Genomic DNA, 25,159 nt, shown 5'->3' with positions numbered 1-25,159 from the left:
AATAAAAACGCCCCTCTTGCGAAGGGGCGTCTTATTTTTAGATATGAAATAACCAGTTATTAATTATTTGTTTTCGGGTTTCTGCAAAATCTCATCTATCAGGCCGTATTCCACAGCCTGCTGGGCATTCAGGTAATAATCACGGTCACTGTCATGGATAATTTTCTCCATAGGCTGGCCGGTGTGTTTTACCAGGATATTCCGCAGAATATCCTGCTGGCGCATAATCTCGCGGGCGGCAATTTCAATATCCGAAGCCTGCCCTTGAGCGCCACCCATAGCCTGATGCATGTGAATGGTAGCATTGGGCAAAGCATAACGTTTACCTTTGGCACCGGCACACAGCAAAACTGTAGCCATGGAAGCCGCAACACCCACGCAAATGGTAGATACTTTGGGCCGGATAAGCTGCATGGTATCGTACATGGCCAGTCCGGCAGATATTACGCCGCCGGGGCTGTGAATATAAAGGCTTATGTCCTTGTCAGGGTCTTCGCGGTCAAGGAACAGCAACTGGGCAATCACCAGGTTAGCCACCTGATCATTGATTTGTGAACCCAGAAAGATAATCCTCTCCTTTAGTAATAGAGAATAAATGTCAAAGGCACGTTCGCCTCTGGCACTGCTCTCAATAACCATAGGTACTACGTTTTCAGGGCTTATCATTTATCTGCCTCCTCTGTTTTTTCACCTTTATCAGCTTTAGGTTCAACAACCTCAATAGCTGGTTGGAGAGCTATTTCATCTATAAAAGCCATAGTCTTGCGGGCAGTCAACAGCTGAATAAGGCGGTCTCTAGTCTCAGGTTTATTGTAGAAAGCTTTTTCTTCTTCTTTTTTATCACCCGAATCCTGGGTGAGTTTCTCAATTTCGGCATCCACTTCTTCGTCACTGGGTATAAGATTTTCGGCGGTAGCCAGTTTACCCAAAGCCAGCGAAGACTCCACCCTCTGTTCTGCCAGAGGACGATACCGCTGCTGCATATCTTCCGGAGTCATCTGGGACAACATAGCCCGGAATTCTTCGGGGCTTTTTACATTGCTCTGCAAACGCTGAAGCTGCTGTTCAATTATCTGGTCCAGCTCTGCTTCCACCATAACTTCCGGATAATCTATTTTACTCATTTTTATCAGGGCTTCAACAATCTGGTCTTCAAACTTGGCCTGAGCCTTGTCATCCTGTCTTTCCTGCATATTCTCCCGAATACGCTGGCGAAGCTCAGCCAGAGTATTAAATTCGGGGTTTAATTCGTGGGCAAAGGCGTCATTCAGTTCCGGCAGTTTTTCTTCCCTGATTTCCTTGATAGTTATCTTGAAAGCGGCTGTCTTGCCGGCCAGTTCAGCCCGTGCATGGTCTTCAGGAAAAACTATAGAAATCTCTTTAGGTTCACCCACTACCATATCTACCAGATGTTCACCAAAACCGGGGGCAGGATAAATAGCTTCTTCCCTTACAGAATACTGCATATCCTCACGGTTCAGGTAGGGTTCGCCGTTAAGGGTGCTTTCAACATTCATAAGCAGCATATCACCTATTTTAACGGAGCGTTCCACTTTTTCCCAGGTGGCTCTCTGGTGGAGCACCTGGTCTATCACGGTGTTAATATTTTCTTCGGTAATTTCCACCTTTTCTTTAGTGGCTCTTATGGTTTTATAATCACCCAGTTCCACTACTGGGGGCAGAGGTATGCGGGCGGAAAAGACAAAGGGTTCGGTGGTAACCATGGCTACCTTGGGGGCAGCAAAAGGTTTTATATCCTCGTCTTTAATAGCCTGCTGGCAAGCTTCGGGTACAATATCATCTACCATCTCATCCAGCATTTTCTCACGGCTAACGTACTTTTCAAACACTTCACGGGGGGTTTTACCCTTACGGAAACCCGGAATTTCCACCTTTTTTACCAGACGGCGGTATGTTTTGGAAAGACCCTCTTCAACCTCGATTGAATCCATCTCTACCGTTATACTGGCCTGACAGCCCTCTATCTTTTTATCTGTTACTTTCATGGCACCTCAATCCCAAAAACTATTCTTTTTCCGCTTGAATACGGATATGTAAATCCCTTATTTGCTTATCATCTACTACTGACGGAGCCCCAAAAAGCAGGTCTTGAGCAGCCTGATTTTTGGGGAAGGGTATAACTTCACGTATGGAAGTTTCCCCCGCCAGCAGCATTACAAAGCGGTCTATACCGGGTGCAACACCTCCGTGGGGGGGCGCGCCAAACTCAAAGGCCTCCAGAAGGTGGCCGAAACGTTCATTTATCTGTTCATCATTATATCCCAGCAGATGGAATACTTTCCTCTGCAGATCTGCCTGGTGAATTCTGATACTGCCGCCGGCAATCTCGTATCCATTACAAACCACATCATAAGCACGGCTGCCTACCTTAGCGGGGTCTGTATCCATAAGCGGCATATCAGCCTCAAGCGGAGCGGTAAAGGGATGATGAACCGAATCCCAGCGTTTGCCCTCCTCGTCCCACTGGAAAAGGGGGAAGTCTACTACAAAGGCAAAACTGAGTTCATTTTTATCACACAAACCAAGCTTTGCAGCCAAATGATTTCTCATCTCACCCAGTACACTGTTCACCATTTTACGGGCACCGGCCACAATCAAAATAAGGTCACCCGGCTTAGCCCCGCTGCGTTCGGCTATGGTTTTGATTTCTTCCAGAGTAAGGTACTTAGCGGCTACGGATTTGACCATTTCCATAGTCAAATCTTTAAGCTCCCCGCTTTCCGCACCCAGTGAAATGGGTACCAAACCGGCTGCCCCGTACTTCTTAGCCAGATTTATCAGTTCTTCCTGCTGGCTCTTGTTGTACCCGCCGCAACCGGGAGCGGAAATGGTCTTGATAGCCCCGCCCTGAGCAACCACATTTTTGAAAACACCGAAAGCAGAGGAAGCGCCGATATCGGTAATATCTGCCAGTTCCATACCGAAGCGAAGGTCAGGCTTGTCACAGCCGTATTTCTCCATAGCATCAGCAAAGCTGATACGGGGAAACTTTTTATTATATTTCATATCCGGGCGGACACTGGCTACCAGCCCGGTAAACAGGTCTTCCATGAGCTGCATCATGTCATTTTCATCAACAAAGCTCATTTCCATATCCAGCTGGGTAAATTCCGGCTGGCGGTCTGCTCTTAAGTCTTCGTCACGGAAACAGCGGGCGACCTGATAGTATTTTTCCATACCCGCCACCATAAGCAGCTGTTTTAGCTGCTGGGGAGACTGGGGCAAGGCAAAAAACTGTCCAGGAAACAAGCGTGAGGGAACCAGATAGTCACGCGCCCCCTCAGGTGTGCTTTTAATCAGAATGGGAGTCTCAATCTCTATAAAACCCCGGGTATTTAAAAACTCCCGCATAAAGCTGACAGCTTTATGGCGGATAATCAGGTTATTTTTCATGCCCTGGCGGCGTATATCCAGATAGCGGTACTTGAGCCTGAGACTCTCGTCCACTTCCACTTCTTCGTTAATATAAAAGGGCGGGGTTTTAGCGGCATTTAAGATTTTGGCATCAGCCGCCACCACTTCCACCAAACCGGAGGGCATACGGCTGTTTTCCGTACCGGCCGGGCGGCGGCTGACAGTGCCTTTTACCTGCAGGACATATTCACTCCGCAGCTCTTTACCGATATCCAGACAGGCAACGGACTGTTCGGGGTTAAATACCACCTGAACAATGCCTTCCCTGTCACGAAGGTCAATAAATATAACCCCGCCATGATCGCGGCGGCGGTGTACCCAACCTGCCAGAGTAACTTCAGTGCCAATATTTTCCTGAGTTAAGGCACAGCTATGAGTTTTAAGCATGCGCACCTTCTAAATTTAGTCAAGACAATTAGAGAAGATTATATCCTATACATTGTGTTTGTTCAAACACTGAAAGCTATTTTTTTTCGTATTCGCCCAGCAAAAAATCCACCTCATCCATCAGGCATTTTACAGCTGCCTCGCCGAAAGCACCCGGCTCTATATCCAGTATTACCCGGCTATCCTTACGTTCAGACCCCATTACATACACACTGGCACAGGCAGCGGAGCTGTTTTTTACCCGGCTGAAGACCATTGTCCCTTTGAAAATGAAATCTGAAGAAGAGTCGGTTACAGAGTAATTGTCACTGCTGGCACTTTCCAGATGCCCGCCATGTTTGGTTATTAAATCTTTAAGGGTATCAAAAAGAAGCTCAGGTTTTAGGCGGCTGTATATTTTCCGGTACTCCATGCAGGCCTTCCTCCTTTAGAAACTGTGCAAAACGGCTAACAATATTTTTATCCCGTACCAGGGCAAACTCTATGCCGTACTGGTGCTTTAAACGGTACGGCACACAGCAGCAGCGGCAGCAGTTGCAAATAGAATAAAAATGCTCTTTGCAGTGTACCAGGGTGGTCATCAGCTCGGCCTGCTGGCAGGATATAATAACCTCCAGTGCCTGCTCACGGCTGATGGGCTTAAACGTTCCAAGTATATCCCGGTATACGTGCCCGCCCGCCCCTATGATAATCTCCGCCATAACCGGGGCATCACAGTTTTTAAAAACCTCACGGCAGCTGCACGGACCGAGATAAATATTTTCGGACATGTCCAGTATCTCTTTGGCTTCGGGCAGATTCAGCAAATACCCGCCATGCTGTTTGCGGGCATAATGGTTGGCATATTTCTTTACCAGACCGCCTGCAAGCGGCCAGCGGCTGAGTGATGCCAGACGCATATACCACTTCAGAAATGACTTCTGGCGTTTGCCGTAAAAGGGCAATAGTTCGTGCATTTGTTTATTATACCAGAACCGGCAGGAAAAACCTTTCGTATTACCATTTTCTATACTTAAATCATTGCAAAAAAGGGGCTGTCTGATATACTGGGTTCAGTACCTTTTAAAGATTTTACGGGGAGTATTTTGACTATAAATAACCGCAAATCCCACTTAAAAGACCTTGACCCCGGCCTGATGAAAGACTGGGAAATAGCCGAAAAGGCCGAAGAATTCCTGAAGCCATCAAAATTGCTGGCTGAGGAACTGGGCCTGACCGAAGATGAGATAATCCCCCACGGCAAATATGTTGCCAAAGTGGATTTTGCCGGGGTACTTACCCGCCTGAAAGACAGACCAAACGGCAAGTATATAGATGTAACCGCCATTACCCCCACCCCACTGGGTGAAGGTAAAAGCACTACCACTATGGGGCTGGTGCAGGGGCTGGGAAATCTGGGCAAGAAAGTAACCGGGGCAATCCGCCAGCCTTCCAGCGGCCCTACCTTCAATATAAAAGGCTCGGCAGCCGGGGGAGGACGCTCCCAATGCCTGCCGCTTTCACCTTTTACTCTGGGGCTGACCGGGGATATAGATGCTGTTACCAATTCCCACAACCTGGCCATGGTCGCCCTTCAGGCCAGGCTTCAGCATGAAGCGAATAATACAGATGAATTTCTGTCCAGCCGCAATTTAAAACGGCTGGATATAGACCCCGCCAGAGTGGAACTGAAATGGGCAATAGACTTTTGCGCCCAGTCCCTCAGGGAAATCATTATGGGCATAGGCGGTAAAACAAACGGCTACCAGATGCGCTCCGGCTTCGGCATATCCGTAAGCTCCGAGGTGATGGCCATACTTTCGGTTTTTACCGGCTTGGCAGACCTGCGGGAACGTATGAGCAAGATAATTGTAGCCTACCGCCAAAACAGCGAACCGGTTACCACCGCAGACCTTGAGGTAGATGGCGCCATGACCGCCCTGCTCCTTCGGGCGGTAAACCCGAATTTGCTTCAAACTATAGAAGGTCAGCCGGTATTTGTCCATGCCGGGCCTTTTGCCAATATTGCTATCGGGCAGTCATCTATTGTGGCTGACCGGCTGGCACTTAAACTGGCTGATTACCATGTAACCGAAAGCGGTTTCGGGGCGGATATCGGTTTTGAAAAGTTCTGGAATATAAAGTGCCGCTTAAGCGGCTTAAAACCGGATTGTGCAGTTATTGTGGCTACGGTCAGGGCTTTAAAGATGCACGGCGGCGGGCCCAAAGTAACTCCCGGCGCCCCCCTTGACCCTGCCTATACCACTCCCAATGCGGCGCTGGTGGAAAAGGGCTGCCAGAATATGCTTGCCCACATCCAGACTGTAAAAATGGCAGGCATAAACCCTGTGGTCTGCATAAACCACTTCGCCTCAGACACACCTCAGGAAATAAATATTATCCGCCGCACAGCCGAGCAGGCAGGTGCCAGAGTAGCTGTTTCCTATCACTGGGCAAACGGTGGTGAAGGAGCAGCCGAACTGGCCGAAGCAGTGATAGATGCCTGTAACGAACCTAATGACTTTCATTTCCTTTACCCCGAAGATATGCCGCTGAGGGAACGGATTGAAACCATTGCCCGTAAGGTTTACGGGGCAGACGGCGTTTCCTACAGCCAGACAGCCCTAGAAAAGCTTACCCGCCTAGAAAACACAGGCAACACCCAGTTTATGCCCAGCTGCATGGTAAAAACCCACCTCAGCCTCTCGCATGACCCCGCACTTAAAGGACGTCCCGGCGGCTTTACCCTGCCTATACGTGATATACTCACCTATATGGGGGCAGGCCTGGTAGTGCCGGTGGCGGGGGATATCAAACTTATGCCCGGTACTTCGTCTGACCCCAATTTCAGGCGGATAGATATAGATACTCATACCGGCAAGGTTAAGGGCCTGTTCTAAATTGGTCTAATCTGTTTAAAGCTGATAAAATGGTAAGATGACCGAGAAGAAATTTAGCGTCTGCTTTGAGCCCGGCCATAAAATTATAAATGGCCAGAAGGGGGACAGCCTGCTGGATTTGGCTATTGCCGCCGGAACAGGGCTGTGTGCCTCCTGCGGGGGCGAAGGCGTATGCGGACGCTGCCGTATAAAACTGGTGGAAGGCGAACTGGAGTGCGAAGACCACCTCCAGATAAGCGCTGAAGAGTTTGCCCAGGGAATACGGCTGGCCTGCCAGAGCCGTCTTATATCAAGCGTAACAGTGGAGATTCTGGCTGAATCACGTTTTGATACCGCCCTAAGCGGTGATACTATAAGCTGCACCCTGCAAAGCCAGCCTGAACTTTCTGAAAATAAAGCCGTTTTGCCTCTCCGAAAGGTTTTTCTGAAACTTACCCCCCCGTCCGGTACGGATAACGCAAGTGACCTTGCCAGATTAAAACGTTTTCTTAAACCTGTGTGTCCGGCAGAGCCTGATATAGATTATCACCTTCTCTCAGGTCTTTCCGAAACCTTGCGGGAAAAGAACTGGGAAGTAACCCTAAGTTTGCTTAAAACCCCCGGCGGGGAAAAGATAATAAATATCCAACCGGGAGACCAGACTAAGGCAACATACGCTTTTGCTTTTGATATAGGCACTACCGGTGTCCGCGGACAGCTAGTGGAGCTTACCGAATCTAGGGTGCTGGCACAGGCAACCGAATATAACGGTCAGATACCCCTTGGGGAAGACGTTATCAGCCGGATAAACTATGCCGCCAGAGAGGGCGGGCTTATTCAGCTTCAGCGGGTAGTAGTAAACACCCTTAACAATCTGGGTAACGCCATGCTTTCCGAATACGGACTTGAAGCGGATGATATTTCGTTTGCAACCATAGCCGCCAATACCACCATTACCCAGCTGCTTTACGGGCTTGACCCCAAACACCTCAGGCTTGCCCCGTATGTACCCGCGGCAAATGAACTGCCGCTGATACCCGCCCGCCATATAAATCTGAGCATCTGCCCGCAGGCATATATATACACCCTGCCCTGTGTTGCCAGCTATGTGGGCGGTGATATAGTGGCCGGAGTAATAAGCACCAATATCCCCCGCCGGGAAGGTTTGGTGCTGTATATAGATATTGGCACCAACGGGGAAATAGTAGTCGGCAACAAAGACTTTATGTTAACTGCTTCCTGCTCTGCCGGACCGGCCTTTGAGGGCGGCGGTATAAAAAACGGCATGCTGGCCAAACCGGGGGCGGTAGAAGATATTGAACTGGATACCCAAAATTTTGAACCCAAACTTAGCATTATAGGCGGCGGCAGTCCCAAGGGTATCTGCGGTGCAGGTCTTATAAATACGGCATCCGCCCTGCTCAAATGCGGCCTGCTGGGGCAAAACGGCAAATACAACTCAAATATTAAAACCAGCCGCCTTCGCAAAGGTGCTGACGGCTGCGAATATGTGCTGGCCTTTGGCCGCGAATTCGGGCAGGGACAAGATATAACCCTTTCAGAAGTAGATATAGATAACCTTATCCGGGCCAAGGCTGCCATGTATGCCGGTTACCAGACACTGCTGGAAAGTGCCGGCGCCGGTTTTGACAACCTTGAAAAGGTGATTATTGCCGGGACTTTCGGTGCCAAACTGAATATTAAAAAAGCTATCAATATAGGCTTGCTACCCGAACTTTCCGAAGAACGTTTCATCTTTGTAGGCAACGGCTCTTTGGCTGGTGCCAGGTTGTGTGCTTTTGATGCAAATGCCCAGACCCAGGCTGCTGCCGCCGCCAAAATGATGACCAATGTAGAGCTATCTGAAAGCACCAGCTTTATGGATAACTATATGGCGGCCATGTTCCTGCCTCATACCAAATCCAGTGATTTCCCTGAGGTATATGCCGCTTTAAGTAAATTCAACGGAGGCAATACTTGACCTATACTATTGCACTGGCAGGCAAGGGCGGGGTAGGCAAAACATCCGTTTCCAGTCTGATTATACGCCAGCTTTTAAAAAACTCTCTCACCCCGGTGCTGGCGGTAGATGCTGATGCCAATGCCAATCTGGGGGAAAGCCTGGGTTTAGACGTGCCGCAGACTGTGGGCGGGCTGATAGCCAGCTTTAACAATGTAAAATTAAACCTGCCACCCGGCATGACCAAAGAAGCTTATCTGGAGTATCAGCTGAATACCACTCTGGCGGAAAGCAAAGGGCTGGATATGATAAGCATGGGCCGGGGCGAAGGTGACGGCTGTTACTGCTACCCTAACAGCATCCTGCGCAGCTATATAGACAAGCTCAGCCAGAACTACCGCTATGTGGTTATGGATAACGAGGCCGGTATGGAACACCTGTCCCGCCACACCACCCAGAATGTAGACCACCTTTTTATAGTATCTGACCACTCGGTCAAAGGGGTGCGGACACTGGGGCGGATACGCCAGCTGGTAGATGAAATGAAACTTAATGTCAGCCAGATTTCTGTTATTATAAACATGGTCACCGGAACGCTTGACCCGCGCCTGGAAGCGGAGATTAATAAACTGGGCATAGCCTATACAGATACCGTACCGGCAGATGAAATGATACGTGAATTTGACCTGAAGCAAACCCCCCTGCTTAAATTGCCTGACAACTCTCCGGCAGTGCAGGCAGTGGCCAAAATACTTTCAACCCGGCTTGGCATTAAAAACCGCACAGAGGTATCAGAATAATGAGCGCACATATTATAAACGGCACAGAAATAGCCGCCGCCATCCGCGAAGAGATACGCAGTGAAGTAACTGCACTTAAAGCCAAGCACGGCATAGTACCCGGTCTGGCCACCGTACTGGTGGGAGATGACCCTGCTTCGCACTCTTATGTAGACTCCAAAATAAAAATGTGCCAGAATCTGGGTATATATTCAGAGCATCACCCGCTGCCCCAGAGTGCCACCAACGAGGACTTGCTGACCCTGATAGCCAGGCTGAATGCAGACCCCAAAATAAGCGGTATTCTGGTACAGGTACCCCTGCCCATCCAGATTTCGGAAAATCTGGTCTTAAATGCCATAAATCCGGATAAAGATGTAGACGGTTTCCACCCGGTAAACGTAGGCAGAATGTGCCTGGGTGAACCCTGCTTTTTGCCATGCACCCCGCATGGCGTTCAGGAGCTCTTAATCCGCTCGGGCATAAAGATAGAGGGCACTCATGTGGTTATAGTGGGGCGGAGCAATCTGGTCGGCAAGCCGCTGGCCAATATTCTGCTTCAAAAAGCCCCGGGGGCAAACGCCACAGTCACTATCTGCCACAGCGGCACTAAAAACCTGCCGCTGATAACTTCTCAGGCAGATATACTGGTATCCGCCATGGGCAAACCCAAATTTATCACCGCAGATATGGTCAGGCCGGGCGCGGTGGTGATAGATGTAGGCACAACCTGTATAGGCTACACACCCGAAGGCAAGCGGATACTTTCCGGTGATGTTGATTTTGAAGCCGTCAAGGAAAAAGCCTTTGCCATTACCCCCGTACCCAAAGGTGTAGGCCCTATGACTATTATTATGCTTATGCTAAATACCCTGACTGCCGCCAAAAGGGCTGCCGGTCTGGTAAAATAGACAAATACTTTTAACCCCCTCATGGAGGAAAGTTTATGCCATTTGAAACACCTAAAACAAACTACAACGGCCGTATCAAGGAAATAACCCTGGGTGAAGGGCCGAAAGCCGTCACTGTAGGCGGTGAAACTTCCATGCCCTTTTACCTGTTTGAGGGGGAAATGCCCCGCAAACCTAAAATAGCCATGGAAATACAGGACACCCCGCCCGAAGATTGGCCGGAAGATGTTTTAAAGCCCTTTGGGGATGCAGTCAATAACCCGGTAAGCTGGGCTAAAAAATGTGTTGATACATACGGGGCGGAGCTTATCTGCCTTCAACTGGAAAGCACTGACCCGAACGGGCTTGACCGCTCTGCCGAAGAATCTGCCAAAATTGTCCGGGAAGTGGCAGATGCCGTAGATGTACCCCTGATAGTCTGGGGAACGGCTAACCATGAAAAGGACACCGAGGTACTCCGCAAGGCAAGTGAAGCCTGCCCTGATAAAAAGCTTATACTTGGGCCGGTGGAAGAGGGTGACTATAAGAAAATAGCCGCCCAGGCCATGGCCTATAAACATACTATTATCGCTTCGTCACCCATAGATATAAACTTGGCTAAACAGCTTAATATCCTGCTGGGCAATCTGGGCGTACCCGCCGAAGGGCTTATTATGGACCCCACTGTCAGCAGCATAGGATACGGCATAGAGTATTCGTATTCGGTGATAGAACGCATCCGTCTGGCTGCGCTCACCCAGCAGGACGAACGCCTCCAGTACCCCCTTATCTGCAATATTGGGAGGGAAGCCTGGAAAACCAAAGAAGCCAAAATACCTGAAGCGGAAAGCCCGGAAATGGGCAATACCGAAAAACGGGCTATTATGATTGAAGCTATGTCCGCTGCTATTTTACTTATTGCCGGGGCGGATATACTGGTAATGCGCCATCCGGAATCCATGCAGCTGGCGGGTGAACTGATAGCCGAACTTAGCTAACCCCGCCCGCGTAATGCACTTACAGGTAATGCCCTGATTATCAAGGAGGGACATGAAAAATGAGTAATACAGTAGCCGAAGCTTCTATAAATGGCGCCAGAAACATAGTAAATGCCAGTTATGAAATATTTAAACAAACACTAGCCGCTAACTGCCCTGATACAGCAGTGGGTTTCCCGAATACCGCCTATTTCCTGCCGGTTATTTACGGCATACTGGGTATTCAGGTTGAAAAACTGGCTGATATGGAGACCGTTTTTGATAAATGCTTCAAGATGCTGCCCCCGCCAGAGGTAAAAGCCGAAGAGGTAACCGAGCTGGGTGCGGTACTTGAGGCCGGTCTGGTCACCCTGTTTGCAGAGGAAATGCTGGAAGCTCTGCGTTATCTGAACCAGCCGGAATATTACACCAATACTGAAGACCCCACCCCGGATAATATCTGGCTGGGTGCGGCTGATGATATTATTTTGCGTAAACGCGGGGTAGAGTTTGTAGACGGCACCGCCCCCGGTTTTGCCGCCATTATAGGTGCGGCACCTGATAACGCCACGGCCGAAAGCATAGCCGCCGAGCTTCAGCAGAAAAACCTGTATACGTTTATGTGCGGTGAATCTCAAGGTAAGCGTTTTGCCAGCCAGCTGGCTGCTGCCGGGGTTGAGCTTGGCTGGACACCCCGTCTGGTTTCCTTCGGGGATGAACCCACCGCCGCCATTTTTGCCTTCGGCTTTGCCGTCAGGGTAGCCCTGTCATTCGGCAATGTAGAGCCGGGCAACCGTACCAAACTGTTTGAATACAGCCAGGAGCGTATAAAGGCCTTTGTTATGCCGCTGGGAGATATAAGTGACGAATGGTATGCCAATGCCGCCGGAGCACTCAATTTCGGCTTCCCCATTATTGCGGACAAATCCGTGCTGCCCATTCTGCCGGGGGTGGATGCGGTTGATTCAGTGCTGGCAGGAATACCTTATGACCGTATCGTATCCAAGGCTATGGACGTCCGGGGAATAAAAGTAAATATAACCAAAGTGCCTGTTCCGGTGGCTTACGGCCCTGCCTACGAAGGAGAACGGGTACGGGGCGAACAGATATATCTGGAATGCGGTGGCGGACGCACCCAGATGGTAGAGCTGGTAACAACCGCCAAAATGGATAATGTTACCGACGGCAAAATAGAACTGTTCGGACAGGATGTATCTGATGTACCCGAAGGCTCCCGCCTGCCGCTGGCTATAGTGGTAGAAGCAGCCGGACACAAAATGAATGAAGATTACGAACCTATACTGGAACGCCAGATACACCACCTCTTAAACTACGCTCAGGGTGTTATGCATATCGGCCAGAGAGATATAGCCTGGCTGCGTATAAGCAAAGGCGCAGCCGCCAAGGGCTTTTCCTTAAAGCATATCGGCTCTATTCTCCATGCCAAACTGCATCAGGATTTCGGCGGTATAGTAGACAAAATACAGATAAAACTATATACCACCCCTGAAAAAGTGGCCGAGATAAGCGGGCAGTCCAAAAAGATTTATGCCAAGCGGGATGAACGCATTGAGGGCATGACTGATGAAAATACCGAGACTTTTTATTCCTGCACCCTCTGCCAGTCATTTGCCCCCAGCCACGTCTGTATAGTCAGCCCCGAAAGAACCGGGCTATGCGGGGCTTACAACTGGATGGACTGCCGGGCTTCCAATGAGATTAATAATTTAGGGCCTAACCAGCCGGTAAACAAGGGGGCAGTTATTGATGCTAAACTTGGGCAATGGTCAGGTATAAACCAGTTTGTAGAAAAAACATCCGGCGGGGTGGTCAGCCATTACAATCTTTACAGCATAATCCATGACCCCATGACCACCTGCGGCTGCTGCGAGTGTATTGCGTCCATACTCCCCCTGTGCAACGGGGTTATGACCGTAAACCGCGAATATGCCGGGATGACACCCTGCGGTATGAAATTTACTACTTTGGCCGGAACTATCGGCGGGGGTATTACCACCCCCGGTTTTCTGGGCCACAGCAAATACAATATTACCCAGCGCAAATTTATCTCGGCCGAAAACGGCCTGCTCCGTCTGGTCTGGATGCCCAAATCCCTGAAAGACGAGATACGGGAACGGTTTAATGCCAGAGCCGCCGAACTGGGTATACCGGATTTACTGGAGCGGATTGCAGACGAAAGCGTAGGCACTACCGAGGAAGAAATACTCCCCTTCCTTGAAGCAAAACAACACCCGGCGCTGACCCTTGAGCCACTTATCTAGAAAGGAGCCCGTTTGATATTATGTCACCTACCGGTATAGAGATTTATAAATTTTTGCCCCGAACTAACTGCGGCGAATGCGGCGTACCCACCTGTCTGGCATTTGCCATGAGTCTGGCAGGAGGCCGGGCTGAACTTTCTGCCTGCCCTTACGTTTCGGAAGAAGCCAAACAGAAGCTGGAGGAAGCTTCCGCCCCCCCGGTCAGAACGGTCAGCATAGGTACAGGTGATTACTCTTTTAAAACCGGCGGCGAAACTGTCATGCACCGCCATGAAAAACGCTTTGAGCACCAGCCGGGTATTGCCCTGCTCATCTCAGACAGCCTGAGCGAGACGGAACAGGATGCCAAACTGACCGCTTTCAACCGCTTTCAGTACAAACGAGTGGGTGCTATCCTGAAGCCGGATATGCTGGCACTCAGGGCAGACAGCGGCTCAGGTGAAAAATACCTGAAGCTGGTCAAACTGGTTGCCGAAAAATGCCCGGCTAGCCTCATGCTGATGTGTGCAGATACCGCCGTACTTGATGAATCTTTAAAGATTTGCGCTGAACACAAGCCGCTTCTTTACGCCGCCACAGCCGAAAACAGCAGCGAAATGGCAGAGCTGGCTAAAAAATATAACTGCCCGCTGGTAGCCAAAGCGGCTAACTTGGCAGATTTGGCTGACCTTAGCGTCAAGCTTCAATCACTGGGAATAAAAGATATTGTGCTGGACAGCTCTGCCGAAAATTTAAAACAGGCCTTATCTGACAACGTTGCCATAAGACGCTCAGCCATTTCGAAAAAATTCCGGCCCATGGGTTTTCCGGTCATCAATTTCCCCTGCCAGATGACCCAAGACCCCATGAAAGAATCACTTTTTGCCGGCATACTGACTGCCAAATACGCCGGTATACTGGTGCTGTCTGACTTTAGCGGCGAAAACCTGTTCCCTTTGCTGGTAACTCGTATGAACCTTTACACTGACCCCCAGCGGCCTTTGGCTACTACCGAGGGTATTTATGAAATAAACAACCCGGATGCCAATTCACCGGTCATACTCACCTGCAATTTTTCGCTGACATATTTTATTGTCTCCGGTGAGATGGAAAACAGCCGCGTACCCTGTTACCTGATGATAAAAGACACAGAAGGGCTTTCGGTCATGACCGCCTGGGCGGCAGGCAAATTCGGGGCTGATACCATTGGTAAATTTGTAAAAAACAGCGGCATTGCCGCTAAAATCAACCACCGCAAGCTGATTATACCGGGCTATGCCTCAATGGAAAGCGGAGGCTTGGAAGAAGAGCTGTCCGGCTGGGAGATAATGGTCGGCCCGCGTGAAGCCGCCCATATACCGGCCTATTTAAAGCAGTTTAAACCCTAACATAAACCGGAGAGTTAAATGATAAATTCAGGAGAAGGTTTCCGCCTGCCTGACCAGCGCAATTTTGAGCTGGCCACCCAGCGCACCCTTGAACTTAACCGCAGCCGTTTTCTGGCCACGCAGGATTTTAATAAGATATGCCAAAACTCAGGTGTGGTATTCCAGCCACCCTTTATCCATCTGGAATATTTCGGGTTTAAGATAAAGGTAGACACCCGGAACGCAGCCGTAACCAGCCCTGATACAGACCTGTCCCTGCGTGAAGAAGCCCTGATACTGCATTACCTGCTAAAGGCAGACAGGACACCAGTTCTGCACGAACAGATAAGCTTTAAAGAACTGCCTGAGGGTGCCAACTACCAGCCTGTTTTCTATAACAGGGTGCTCAAAGGGCTGATAGCCCTTTATACCGCAGATAGGGCTAAACTGAGCTTATCCGCTCTGTCACTAGGCGGTGAAAAAACAGACCAGGCTGATATGAGTTTCTTATTTCAAGCCCTGCCCCGACTGCCCCTCTGGCTGGTATTCTGGCAGGGAGACGATGAATTCCCCCCGGAGGGTAATATTATCTTTGACCGATCCATCTCACATTATCTGGATACTGAAGCCATTACTGAAATCTGCCAGAACCTTGGCAAGAGACTTACTCAATAAACTCGTTAAAATGTGCTGCCTGACAAATGCGTTGAACCATCCCTGCCCTGAGTATATAATTAGAACGAGGGAAACATTATGCAAACTACCCAAATGATAAAAGTGCTTTTGGCAGATGACCACGTAATTGTGCGTGAAGGCACACGGGAACTTATCCAGCGCGAGTCCGGCATGATGGTAGTTGGCGAAGCCTCAGACGGGGTTGAGGCTGTGGAAATGTCCATGAAGGTTCACCCTGATGTGGTTGTTATGGATATTGCCATGCCCCGCTTAAATGGAATTGAGGCCACCAAACAAATAAAACAGCTCCTGCCTACCACTGCCATACTCATACTTACCGCTTACGAATCTGAACAGTATATTCTGGCCATACTGGAAGCAGGCGCCGCCGGTTTTCTGCTTAAAAACGTTAAAGGCACCCAGTTGCTGGAAGCTATCCGTTCCGTATATGCCGGAGAATCGGTACTGCAGCCCTCTACCACCCGCCGGGTTATTGACCAGCTGATTAATAAAGCTGCTAAAACAGAGGAAGTATCAGCCGTAAACCCGCTTACCGAACGTGAAATAGAGGTGCTTAAAATGGCGGCACGGGGCGTCAGCAACAAGGATATTGCCGACCAGTTATATTTATCCAACCGTACCATCCAGACGCATCTTTCCAATATTTTCAAAAAGTTATCTGTAGGTTCGCGGACAGAAGCTATTCTCTACGGGTTGAAACGCGGCTGGTTCATCATGGAAGATTTACCCTGAAACCATATGACCTTATGAAAAAAGTATTTAGTTTCCTCTACAGCCAGATTCGCCGCCTGCCCAGATTACTTGCCAATGTGCATATCTGGATACTGATACTTCTGTTTACCGGGGGATTTTTCCTGCATTACCCCCAGCTGCTGCCCTTTATCGGCCAGATAGACCCTGATTCATTTCTGTACCTAACCCGCCATTCGGTAGGACGGCTTATAATGCTGCTGCCGGTTACCTATACAGCTCTGGTATTCGGCTTGAGACCTGGGCTGGTATCCCTTACTCTGGCTATCGCTATTATTATCCCGAATATTTTTGTGACAGACACCGTAACCGCGGATGATATTATTGAAATCATTGGCATTATTATAATCGGTCTGGTAGTTAACCTCTGGCTGGAAAGCTATGAAACAGATAAAAAACACCGCCAGCAGGCTTACCTGAAAATGGAAACCGCCCAGCGAGAACTCCAGCGGATGCAGCAAAACCTGCGTTTTTACCTCAAACAAATTACCATAGCTCAGGAAGATGAACGCCGGCGTATTGCCCAGGAACTGCACGATGATACCGCTCAAGATCTAATTGTTATATCACGTGCCATAGACCGCTTTGCGACCAAAAATCCCAACCTTGGCGAAGACAATCTGGCCGAACTGGAAGAGATGCAAAACCATGTAAACCGCACTCTAAGCGAAGTCCGCCGTTTTGCCCAGGATTTGCGGCCTTCGGTACTGGATGATTTGGGTTTAATACCTGCCTTGGAGTGGCTGATACCTGACCTTTCAAAACACTTCGGAATAAATATTGATATAGATGTAAACGGAGAAATCCGCCGCTTTGCCCCTGAAACCGAACTGGTGCTGTTCCGCATAGTACAGGAATCTCTGCGTAATGTAGGCAAGCATGCTCAGGCTACCAAAGCCTGGGTTTACATAGATTTCGGTAAATACAAAGCAACCCTTACCATAAAGGACAATGGCAAAGGGTTTTTACTGCCTGAACGGGTTGGAGATTTAGCCGCTTTGGGCAAACTGGGGCTGACCGGCATGCAGGAACGGGCACAGCTTATCGGCGGACGACTCTCCCTTCAATCTAAGCCGGATGTAGGTACTATGGTAACAGTGGCAGTACCAAATTCCGGTAACCTTGAGGATAATGACATTTAACCCCATTGCTTCCACACAACAAATCCTTTTTCTGCAATAAACAGCCATCTTCCCGAAGAAATTAACCGAGCCGAGTGATATACGAACTCCTGCCGCCAGTTTTTAACCGCCTTGACAGCAAATGAACGCCAAAGTAGTATTAGAAGAGATACGAATACACTAAGGAGAAACGATATGGTAATGGAAATAACCGACCAGAACTTTGAAGCTGAAGTATTGAAATCAGCTAAGCCCGTACTGGTGGATTTTTGGGCTCCGTGGTGCGGCCCCTGCCGTATGGTAGCCCCCATAATTGACAAATTATCTACCAAATACGAGGGTAAATTTAAGTTCTGCAAACTGAATGTAGATGAAAATAAAACCACTGCCACCCAATACCGTGTCATGTCCATACCCACCCTGCTGTTTTTCAAGGGCGGTCAGGTAGCTGACATGGTGGTAGGTGCAGTACCTGAATCTGCCCTGAGCCAAAAGATTGACCAGCTGATTCAGAAGTAAACTCTTCTCCAATAACGGAAATTAAAAAAACCCCCGGATATCCGGGGGTTTTTATATAATGTATATTACAAAACTGCCACTAACGAAGTAACGGTTTAACCTGCATAGGCAATCCGGCCACCATCAGGTAAACATATTCAACATATGCACCCAGCATCTGGTTTGCCCTTCCCAGCAAATCACGATAGACTCTGGCCATGGCATTGGGCGGGATAAGCCCCGCACCCACATCATTGGTCACCACAATAAATGACGCACCCGTCTTTTTCATAGCCAGTATTATATCATTTATTTCTTTTTTAACCGCCGCATCCAGATAGTCTGCCGCATCACCGGTAAGCTCATCACCATGGTCAAGCATATACCGGCACATTATGTTATTTACCAGCAGGGTAATACAGTCAAGTATAATCACATCAGCATTTTCCCTGTAAGCACTTATTTTCTCACCCACCCCCAAACTGGCCTCTATAAGCCCCCATTCGGGCGGACGGGCCTGCTGATGCCGCAGGATACGGGTTTTCATTTCATCATCACCGGCTTCAGCAGTTGCTACAAACATAATCTTGCCGCCTATGGACTTGGCCAGTTCCTCAGCATAACTGCTTTTGCCGCTGCGGGCACCGCCGATAAGTAAATAATTCATTTTAATGACCCTCCGGTATTATAAAACGCCCTGCCTGAACAAAAGTTAAAAATCAGCCCAGGTGGGACTTGTCGTTCAGTTTTTCCAGTATAGACCCCTCAGGGTAAATATCCAGAACAGTTACCGAGCCAACACCCAGCGTAAACTGCCACCAGTGTTTGTAATCAATGCCCAGAAAATGGCAGATAAGGATACGGAAAACACCCCCGTGCCCCACCAGCAATAAAGTCTCATCCTCCCGGTGCTTGGAGAGCATTTTTACAAATTTAACAACCCGCTGGGCAAAATGGTTCATTCCTTCCCCGTCCGGGAAATGCACGTCAAAACTGCCCTCAGCCCATTTCTGGGCAATATCCGGGTAGCGTTCTAAAACATCATCGTAGGTAAGGCCCTCTACCCGCCCGAAATCTATTTCCTTCAGGTCATTATTTTTATTGACTGAAAGAGGCCGCCCGTAGGCAATGGTTTCAGCAGTTTCCGTGCAGCGCTTGAGAGGACTGGAATAAATAGCATCTATCCTGACCGCAGACAAATATTCCCGCAGGGAGTTAGCCTGAGCGTGACCGGAGTCTGAAAGACCGATATCACTGTTCCCCCAGTAACGGCGGCAGTTATCTGTTTCGGTCTCCCCGTGACGCACCAGTATCAGTTTCATGCTATAAACTCCCTCTGTTTCAGCTGAAATACCCGGACAAGGCCACTATAAATATCAGCGCCGCTACCTCGGTAAATTCGTTAATTGAGCCGTAAGTATCCCCGTTTAGTCCGCCAAGCCTGCGTCTAAAGAAAGATGCCAGATACATAACCAGCAGCCAGCTGCCGAACATAGCCAGCAACCCTGCCCAGCCGCCCAGTATTACACAGACTGCCAGACAGAAAATGGTAGCAAGCCACAAGCTGGCTTTTGCAGACCCGCCCTTAAGCTCTTTGCCCAAACCCTGTGACCTGACGTATGGGTAACAAACAACCGCATAAACCATAGCCCAGCGGCTGATTAAAGGAAACAGAATAAGCCCGATTGTAAAACCTTCTAATAGCAAACTCAGGATAGCAGCAAATTTTAAAAGCAACAGGCAGATTGCCGCAAGTACCCCGATAGCCCCCACCCCCGGCAGGTGCATTACCTCCTGGGCACGTTCAAATGACTTGTGGCCGGCGGCAATACCGTCAAAAGTATCTGTCAAGCCGTCAAGATGCAAACCGCCGGTAATCACCACCAGGCTTACTGTCAGCAAAGCGGCCGTGAGTACATCAGGTAAAAAAAGGGTGAAAACCCAACTCAAACCAGCCAGTATCAACCCGACAATTAAACCCACCAGGGGGTAGAAGCCAAGTGAGCGGGCAAAATCCAGATGTGACTTCTCCCCCTGCCAGTCTTCTTTCAGCCAGGGTACAGGTATATTGGTAAGAAAGCGGAAAGCCGCTAAGAATGAACCCATATATATTTCCTCAAACCGGGATTATACCAGAATACACCTAACTTTGCTTTTCGGAAACCCCGGCATCTGCAAAAGAGGCCATCTCGTGCTGGATACGGTTGGATGCTTCGATAATATTCATGGCAAGGGCGGCACCAGTGCCTTCACCCAGCCGCATATCCATTTTCAAAATAGCATCCAGCCCCATGTGTTCAAGCAAAATACGGTGTCCCGGCTCTACCGACTGGTGAGCGGCAAACATAAAGTCCTTTGCCTGCGGGCAGATAGTATACGCAATAAGTGCCGCCGCACCTGAAATAAAGCCGTCTACAACCACCCCCACTCTGTTAGCTGCCGCACCCAGTATTACCCCTGCCAGACCGCCTATTTCATAGCCGCCCACCTTGGACAGCACATCCAGCGCATCTTGGGCATTGGGTTTGTTAAGGGCAATTGCCTTGGCAATGGCATTGCGTTTCAGCTTCATCTGCTCGTCTGACGCACCGGTACCCCGCCCGGTTACCTCTTCAAGTGACCGCCCGGTAATGACAGAGCAGATAGCGGCGGAGGGGGAAGTATTGCCGATACCCATATCACCGGTACCTACCAAATCCAGCCCTTTTTTAACCTCGGCGTTTACAATCTCTATACCGGTTTCAATAGCTTTTACCGCCTGCTCGCGGGTCATAGCCGGGCCGTAAACCATGTTATTGGTACCGGGGGCAATATTGCGGTTGATTATATTCGGGTCTTCCGCCATGGGGGTGGCCACCCCCAAAGCAACCACCACATTACGCGCCCCCACCTGTCTGGAAAGGACATTTATGGCGGCACCGCCATGGGCGAAATTTTGCAGCATCTGGGCGGTTACTTCTTTGGGCCAGTTGTGAAACTTCTCATCAATAATGCCGTGGTCGCCAGCCATAGTTATAATGGCTTTGCGGGCAGTTTGGGGCTTGGCATTACCTTGAATGCCTGAAAGCTGCACTACAATAGCCTCCAGCTTGCCTAAAGACCCTTGAGGTTTAGTCAGGATATCCTGATGGGCCTGAGCCTTGGTCATGGCCTCTTTATCAAGCCCGTGTATCTTTGCCAGTGTTGCATTTAATAGTTCCATATTTTTAAAACTCCTATATTAAAAACTTTGGTCATAATATCCATGGTGGTATTTCAGGCTATGCTCAGTTTCTCCTCCTCTGGCGCCTGCCCAAATAAAAAAGGGGCTGGCACATCTCAAAATATCTTCAAGATGAGCCGGCCCCTTTACCATCAGGTATCCGGTTTGGTGTTAACACGTCTTCTGGCTTCCGGATTATCCCCCGGTTCCGCCCTTCCCATCAGGGTACTGCCCTGACAGTGGCCGCACAAAAAGTGCTTTAAGAAACCAAAGTCCCCGGTTACAGCGGCGGGACCGCCACGGATTCAAACCGTGTTCCGTTTGCTAATCACCATTAAAAACTATATCAGACAAAACCCTGTCAGTCAATCAGGCTGGATAAATCTCAGACTTACTTTTCAATTCAGCCGCAACGGCAAGCAGGCGTTCACACTCACTTTGGGTGCGGGGAGCAATGCGGACATACTGCGGCAAGCCGAATGAAGTGCAGTCCCGCACCATAAGCCCGTGCTTCAGGAGTGCCGAACGGAAATCTGCGGCCTTTTTCACTTTCATCAGGAAAAAATTGGTCTCGGAGGGCAGCACTCTAAAGCCCAAGCCTGCAAAACCCTGCCTGAGATACTCCTTAGAGGCCTTTATCTTTTTTTCAGATTCCGCCAGATAGCTGGGGTGACGTAAGCAAACTAATCCTGCTTTTTGGGCGGCAGCATTAACATTCCACGGCGGACAGACCTTTTTAAGATTTGTTATTACCTCCGCCGAAGCCATGCCATAACCAAGCCTCAGCCCGGCCAAAGCGCAATCTTTGGTCATAGAGCGGATAACTATAATATTGCCCGTTTCAAGCAAATCTGCTGATTTCCAGCCGCTTTCAGCAAAGGCTATATAAGCTTCGTCCAGCACCAGCAGGGTATCAGTGCAGACGCTCAGCACTTTTTCAATATCCGCTTTGGAAAGATAAACCCCGGTCGGGTTATTGGGATTGCAGATAAATACCGCTTTGGGCTGGTGTTTTTTAATAATGCGGCAGGTTAAATCCAAATCAAACTTAAATCCGCTCTCTTCGTCTGCCCACTGCTCAATTATATCCGCACCGGCCACTTCTGCTGCCAGTTCATATTCCCCGAAGGTGGGTTTAAGTATTAAAACCGTATCCCCCACCCCGAAATATGCCCCGGCAACCAGACGGATAATTTCCATAGAGCCGCTGCCTACAATCAGGTCTTCGGGCTTAAGCGAAAGCCTGCCCGCCAGGTATTCTTTTAGTTCGGCAGAATCTGAATCAGGGTAGCGGTCAATAACCATGGAACACAAGGCTTCTTTTATCTCTGCAGGTGCCGGATAGGGATTTGAGCTTACCGAAAAATCCATAACCGCATCCGGGCTGATACCAAGTTTTTTAAGCTCGGCATAGTTTGGCCCGCCATGGTAACACGGCTTTAATTTTTCCACCTGCGGCTTAGGCGATACGGACAAAATAAATCACTCCCGCGCTTATTAAGACCCAGATAAAGGCCGCACTGTTTATAAGCAGCAGCGAACGGCTGATAGTTTGGGGAACAAGCTCCCTGATATTATCCCCTAGTGAGTAGTGTCCCACTTTTTCCAGACAAACTTCAAGGGCACCGGCCGCAGTCGCCATTGGCCAGCCGGCATTGGGGCTTTGGGTCTTGGCGTGGTCACGCCACATTATCCGCCATGCCCCTGCCGAGCTGTAACGCCCAAAGAGGCTGGACACAAGTATGCACAAGGCAGACAGTCTGGCCGGAATAAAATTAAGCACATCATCAAATCTGGCGGCAAACTTGCCCAGATGTTCGTATTTGCCGCGGTAACCCACCATGCTGTCAAAGGTGCTCACTACCCGGTAGGCCATAACACCGGGCACGCCGAATATCAGAAAGAAGAAGAGCGGCGCCACAAACCCGTCTCCGATACTCTCAGCCACAGATTCCACCGCCGCCGCCACCAGTTTGGGCTGAGGCAGTTTGGAGGTATCACGTGAAACCAGTGAGCGGAGCTCAAAACGGGCCTGGGCAATGTCATCTTTTTCTAACAATTGCTTAATCAGCAAAGCTGCCTTACGCAAGCCAGTTACCGTAAAACACATCTTGAGTAAAACGGCCGACACTATTATGTAAACTATACTGTTTACTCCATGCAGCCAGTCCAGCAGAAAATATACCGGTATAAAAAAAAGTGCCATGGCAATAAAAACCATGACTATGCCGTAAACAAACTGGTAGACCCGGCTGCCTTTAAATCCTGCCCGCTCAAAAAGGGCAATTACCCTGCCCATATAGGCTACCGGATGAAAAGCATTAGGCGGGTCTCCAAAAACCAAATCAATAATGAGCGCCAGCAGGAATATAAAAAGGGCTTCCAACCTAATGCCCTTTTCTGCTGGCAATACGCTTGGTCAGGGCTTCTTTTATGGCCAGGGTAACACTCCGCCCCATAAGTTCGCCCAGCAATGTATGCCCGCCCACGTAGGTTGCCTTATCACCTGTGCCGGAAACTGCCGCTATCTGGTCAGTACCAGTGCCGCTGGCTTTTAGGCCGGGGGTATAAACACTCATGACACCCAGTTCATCCAAAGCGATAGTCTTTGCCTCGGTAGCGGTTATAAAACAGGAAGCCAGAGTAGACTGCGGCAGGCTTTCACTGGTAAGAATAATAGTATTTATAGTGCCGAAGGGTTTGAACTTGCCGTTACGGTCAATACCCGAAGACTTATCCTGCCCAATGCGTAAGGCATTAGACTCCACCCCGGCAGTAGCCAGAACTGCCACCCACAAATCACCCTGTTTTTCTTCATGGAAGGCCAGATGGTCCATGGTAACCCCGGTGGATAAAACCAGCACTTTGGAAAGGGGGATGCCAATAGCACTCAGGGCTTTGGAAAAAACCTGACGGTAATAACCGTTCCAGCTTAATTTATCATTATGCAGACGCGGCCAGATAGCATCCGGCAAATAAATATTGCATACTGCCTTGACCTTGCGGTAACCCTGCCTGCCGGAAAGTGCCCGCCGTTCTTCGGGAAAAGTAACCACTAAAGCATTGGCGGGAACACCCCAGACCTCGTGCTCAATAACCTCTGCCTTTATGCCGTGAAATTCAGCAACAGTCCGTATATTTATTTTCTCAGTGGGCACCCGTGCCTCCCTTTTCACCATTTGTATTACAGCGGATATTACCCAAACGCGGCAATACTGCCGGAAGACCGCTTAAGGGATGGGTATGAACATAACTGCCGGGGCCATAAACACGGCTTATATTATCTGTAGTTATTACTTCAACCGGACTGCCATCCGCATGAATTCCATTATTATCAATGAGTATCAGCCTCTCACAATAATGAGCAGCCAGATTAAGGTCATGCAAGGCGGCGATTACGGTAATATTCCGTTCACGGCACTCAGACTTTATAAGGTCAAGTATCTCTATCTGACGGCCTATATCAAGGTTGGAAGTAGGCTCATCCAGCAAAATTGCTTCGGTTTTCTGGCACAAGGAACGGGCAATAACCACACTCTGTATCTCCCCGCCGGAAAGCTCCCCTATCTGGCGTTCAGCCAGATGCAGCACACCCGCCCTTTTCAAAGCCTCCCAGGCAATTGCAATATCTTTGTGGCTTTCATACTGAAAAGTACCCATATGTGGATTACGCCCCATTAGTACAATCTCAAAGGCAGTAAAAGCACTGGGAAGTACAGGTATCTGGGGGACAACCCCTACCATTTTTGCCAGTTCCAGACGGGGTATGGAACGTGAATTACGCCCGTTTATATAAATATTGCCCAGACGCGGTTCTATTACTCTGGCCAAAGACTTTATCAGGGTAGATTTGCCTGAACCATTCGGTCCCACTAGTCCAATCATCTCACCCGGCATGGTCTTAAAGCTGACATTCCGCAGAACATCAACCGGACCATATGCCAGGGTTACATCTCTTACTTCAAGTTCAAACATTTT

The 25,159-nt window shown here is 49.3% G+C and carries 24 protein-coding genes and 1 riboswitch; of the genes, 11 read left to right on the top strand and 13 right to left on the bottom strand.

The window, feature by feature from the left end; translation table 11 throughout:
* Positions 1-63 precede the first annotated feature (63 nt).
* The 5 genes from UCH007_RS03000 to UCH007_RS02980 all read right to left on the bottom strand — a co-directional run bounded on the left by UCH007_RS03000 (position 64) and on the right by UCH007_RS02980 (position 4,778).
* A complete protein-coding gene (locus UCH007_RS03000; protein ID WP_010936452.1) occupies positions 64-666 on the bottom strand; it encodes an ATP-dependent Clp protease proteolytic subunit in 603 nt (200 codons plus the stop codon).
* The gene (gene tig, locus UCH007_RS02995; protein ID WP_046961020.1) at positions 663-2,006 is read right to left on the bottom strand and encodes a trigger factor; all 1,344 of its coding nucleotides are present in this window, start codon (positions 2,004-2,006) and stop codon (positions 663-665) included. Before tig ends, UCH007_RS03000 begins: the two co-directional genes overlap by 4 nt.
* Positions 2,007-2,025: 19 nt before the next feature.
* Positions 2,026-3,822 carry an aspartate--tRNA ligase gene (gene aspS, locus UCH007_RS02990; RefSeq protein WP_046961019.1) on the bottom strand — a complete coding sequence of 599 codons (1,797 nt, stop codon included), beginning with the start codon at positions 3,820-3,822 and terminating at the stop codon, positions 2,026-2,028.
* 76 nt (positions 3,823-3,898) lie between these two features.
* Positions 3,899-4,234, bottom strand: a complete 336-nt coding sequence (locus UCH007_RS02985; RefSeq protein ID WP_023652169.1) for a hypothetical protein — start codon at positions 4,232-4,234, stop codon at positions 3,899-3,901.
* The gene (locus UCH007_RS02980) at positions 4,197-4,778 is read right to left on the bottom strand and encodes a hypothetical protein (RefSeq protein WP_046961018.1); all 582 of its coding nucleotides are present in this window, start codon (positions 4,776-4,778) and stop codon (positions 4,197-4,199) included. The genes UCH007_RS02985 and UCH007_RS02980 overlap by 38 nt, the downstream gene beginning before the upstream one ends.
* Before the next feature lie 129 nt (positions 4,779-4,907).
* On the opposite strand from UCH007_RS02980, the gene UCH007_RS02975 reads away from it, so the two are divergent.
* The 11 genes from UCH007_RS02975 to trxA all read left to right on the top strand — a co-directional run bounded on the left by UCH007_RS02975 (position 4,908) and on the right by trxA (position 18,000).
* A complete protein-coding gene (locus UCH007_RS02975; protein ID WP_082111133.1) occupies positions 4,908-6,701 on the top strand; it encodes a formate--tetrahydrofolate ligase in 1,794 nt (597 codons plus the stop codon).
* Between the two features lie 37 nt (positions 6,702-6,738).
* The gene (locus UCH007_RS02970; protein WP_046961017.1) at positions 6,739-8,661 is read left to right on the top strand and encodes an ASKHA domain-containing protein; all 1,923 of its coding nucleotides are present in this window, start codon (positions 6,739-6,741) and stop codon (positions 8,659-8,661) included.
* Positions 8,658-9,440, top strand: a complete 783-nt coding sequence (locus tag UCH007_RS02965) for an ATP-binding protein (protein ID WP_046961016.1) — start codon at positions 8,658-8,660, stop codon at positions 9,438-9,440. The genes UCH007_RS02970 and UCH007_RS02965 overlap by 4 nt, the downstream gene beginning before the upstream one ends.
* Positions 9,440-10,330: a bifunctional 5,10-methylenetetrahydrofolate dehydrogenase/5,10-methenyltetrahydrofolate cyclohydrolase gene (locus UCH007_RS02960; protein WP_046961015.1), complete on the top strand. Its 891-nt coding sequence runs from the start codon at positions 9,440-9,442 to the stop codon at positions 10,328-10,330. Before UCH007_RS02965 ends, UCH007_RS02960 begins: the two co-directional genes overlap by 1 nt.
* A gap of 35 nt (positions 10,331-10,365) precedes the next feature.
* The gene (locus UCH007_RS02955) at positions 10,366-11,307 is read left to right on the top strand and encodes an acetyl-CoA decarbonylase/synthase complex subunit delta (RefSeq protein ID WP_046961014.1); all 942 of its coding nucleotides are present in this window, start codon (positions 10,366-10,368) and stop codon (positions 11,305-11,307) included.
* Between the two features lie 59 nt (positions 11,308-11,366).
* On the top strand, positions 11,367-13,568 hold the full coding sequence (gene acsB / locus UCH007_RS02950; RefSeq protein WP_046961013.1) for an acetyl-CoA decarbonylase/synthase complex subunit alpha/beta: 2,202 nt from the start codon (positions 11,367-11,369) through the stop codon (positions 13,566-13,568).
* 20 nt (positions 13,569-13,588) lie between these two features.
* Complete coding sequence (gene acsC / locus UCH007_RS02945) at positions 13,589-14,935, top strand: acetyl-CoA decarbonylase/synthase complex subunit gamma (protein WP_023652161.1); 1,347 nt, start codon at positions 13,589-13,591, stop codon at positions 14,933-14,935.
* 18 nt (positions 14,936-14,953) lie between these two features.
* Complete coding sequence (locus UCH007_RS02940; protein ID WP_023652160.1) at positions 14,954-15,589, top strand: DUF3786 domain-containing protein; 636 nt, start codon at positions 14,954-14,956, stop codon at positions 15,587-15,589.
* Positions 15,590-15,667: 78 nt separating this feature from the next.
* The gene (locus tag UCH007_RS02935; RefSeq protein WP_023652159.1) at positions 15,668-16,342 is read left to right on the top strand and encodes a response regulator transcription factor; all 675 of its coding nucleotides are present in this window, start codon (positions 15,668-15,670) and stop codon (positions 16,340-16,342) included.
* A 14-nt stretch (positions 16,343-16,356) separates the two neighbouring features.
* Positions 16,357-17,502, top strand: coding sequence for a sensor histidine kinase (locus UCH007_RS02930; protein ID WP_023652158.1), 1,146 nt, complete (start codon positions 16,357-16,359; stop codon positions 17,500-17,502).
* Positions 17,503-17,640: 138 nt separating this feature from the next.
* The gene (trxA, locus tag UCH007_RS02925) at positions 17,641-18,000 is read left to right on the top strand and encodes a thioredoxin (protein ID WP_313769647.1); all 360 of its coding nucleotides are present in this window, start codon (positions 17,641-17,643) and stop codon (positions 17,998-18,000) included.
* Between the two features lie 79 nt (positions 18,001-18,079).
* On the opposite strand, the gene cobU is transcribed toward trxA, so the two are convergent.
* From cobU to UCH007_RS02885, 8 genes are all read right to left on the bottom strand, one after another.
* Positions 18,080-18,646 carry a bifunctional adenosylcobinamide kinase/adenosylcobinamide-phosphate guanylyltransferase gene (cobU, locus tag UCH007_RS02920; protein ID WP_023652156.1) on the bottom strand — a complete coding sequence of 189 codons (567 nt, stop codon included), beginning with the start codon at positions 18,644-18,646 and terminating at the stop codon, positions 18,080-18,082.
* Positions 18,647-18,698: 52 nt separating this feature from the next.
* A complete protein-coding gene (gene cobC, locus UCH007_RS02915; protein WP_023652155.1) occupies positions 18,699-19,301 on the bottom strand; it encodes an alpha-ribazole phosphatase in 603 nt (200 codons plus the stop codon).
* A gap of 19 nt (positions 19,302-19,320) precedes the next feature.
* Complete coding sequence (cobS, locus tag UCH007_RS02910) at positions 19,321-20,085, bottom strand: adenosylcobinamide-GDP ribazoletransferase (protein WP_023652154.1); 765 nt, start codon at positions 20,083-20,085, stop codon at positions 19,321-19,323.
* A 37-nt stretch (positions 20,086-20,122) separates the two neighbouring features.
* A complete protein-coding gene (gene cobT / locus UCH007_RS02905) occupies positions 20,123-21,181 on the bottom strand; it encodes a nicotinate-nucleotide--dimethylbenzimidazole phosphoribosyltransferase (RefSeq protein ID WP_023652153.1) in 1,059 nt (352 codons plus the stop codon).
* 156 nt (positions 21,182-21,337) lie between these two features.
* Positions 21,338-21,529: riboswitch (cobalamin riboswitch) on the bottom strand.
* Positions 21,530-21,550: 21 nt separating this feature from the next.
* Positions 21,551-22,657, bottom strand: coding sequence for a pyridoxal phosphate-dependent aminotransferase (locus UCH007_RS02900; protein WP_046961012.1), 1,107 nt, complete (start codon positions 22,655-22,657; stop codon positions 21,551-21,553).
* Complete coding sequence (locus tag UCH007_RS02895; protein ID WP_046961011.1) at positions 22,641-23,567, bottom strand: cobalamin biosynthesis protein; 927 nt, start codon at positions 23,565-23,567, stop codon at positions 22,641-22,643. Before UCH007_RS02895 ends, UCH007_RS02900 begins: the two co-directional genes overlap by 17 nt.
* Position 23,568: 1 nt before the next feature.
* The gene (locus UCH007_RS02890; RefSeq protein ID WP_046961010.1) at positions 23,569-24,339 is read right to left on the bottom strand and encodes an adenosylcobinamide amidohydrolase; all 771 of its coding nucleotides are present in this window, start codon (positions 24,337-24,339) and stop codon (positions 23,569-23,571) included.
* Positions 24,329-25,156 (bottom strand): ABC transporter ATP-binding protein, encoded by an 828-nt coding sequence (locus UCH007_RS02885; protein WP_012881902.1) that lies wholly within the window; start codon positions 25,154-25,156, stop codon positions 24,329-24,331. Before UCH007_RS02885 ends, UCH007_RS02890 begins: the two co-directional genes overlap by 11 nt.
* Between the last annotated feature and the right edge of the window lie 3 nt (positions 25,157-25,159).

Origin of the sequence: Dehalococcoides sp. UCH007 (genome assembly GCF_001010485.1) — a bacterium.
GTDB lineage: Bacteria > Chloroflexota > Dehalococcoidia > Dehalococcoidales > Dehalococcoidaceae > Dehalococcoides > Dehalococcoides mccartyi_A.
The sequence above is the reverse complement of the archived record's forward strand: the minus strand, read 5'-3'. Positions and strand labels throughout refer to the sequence as shown.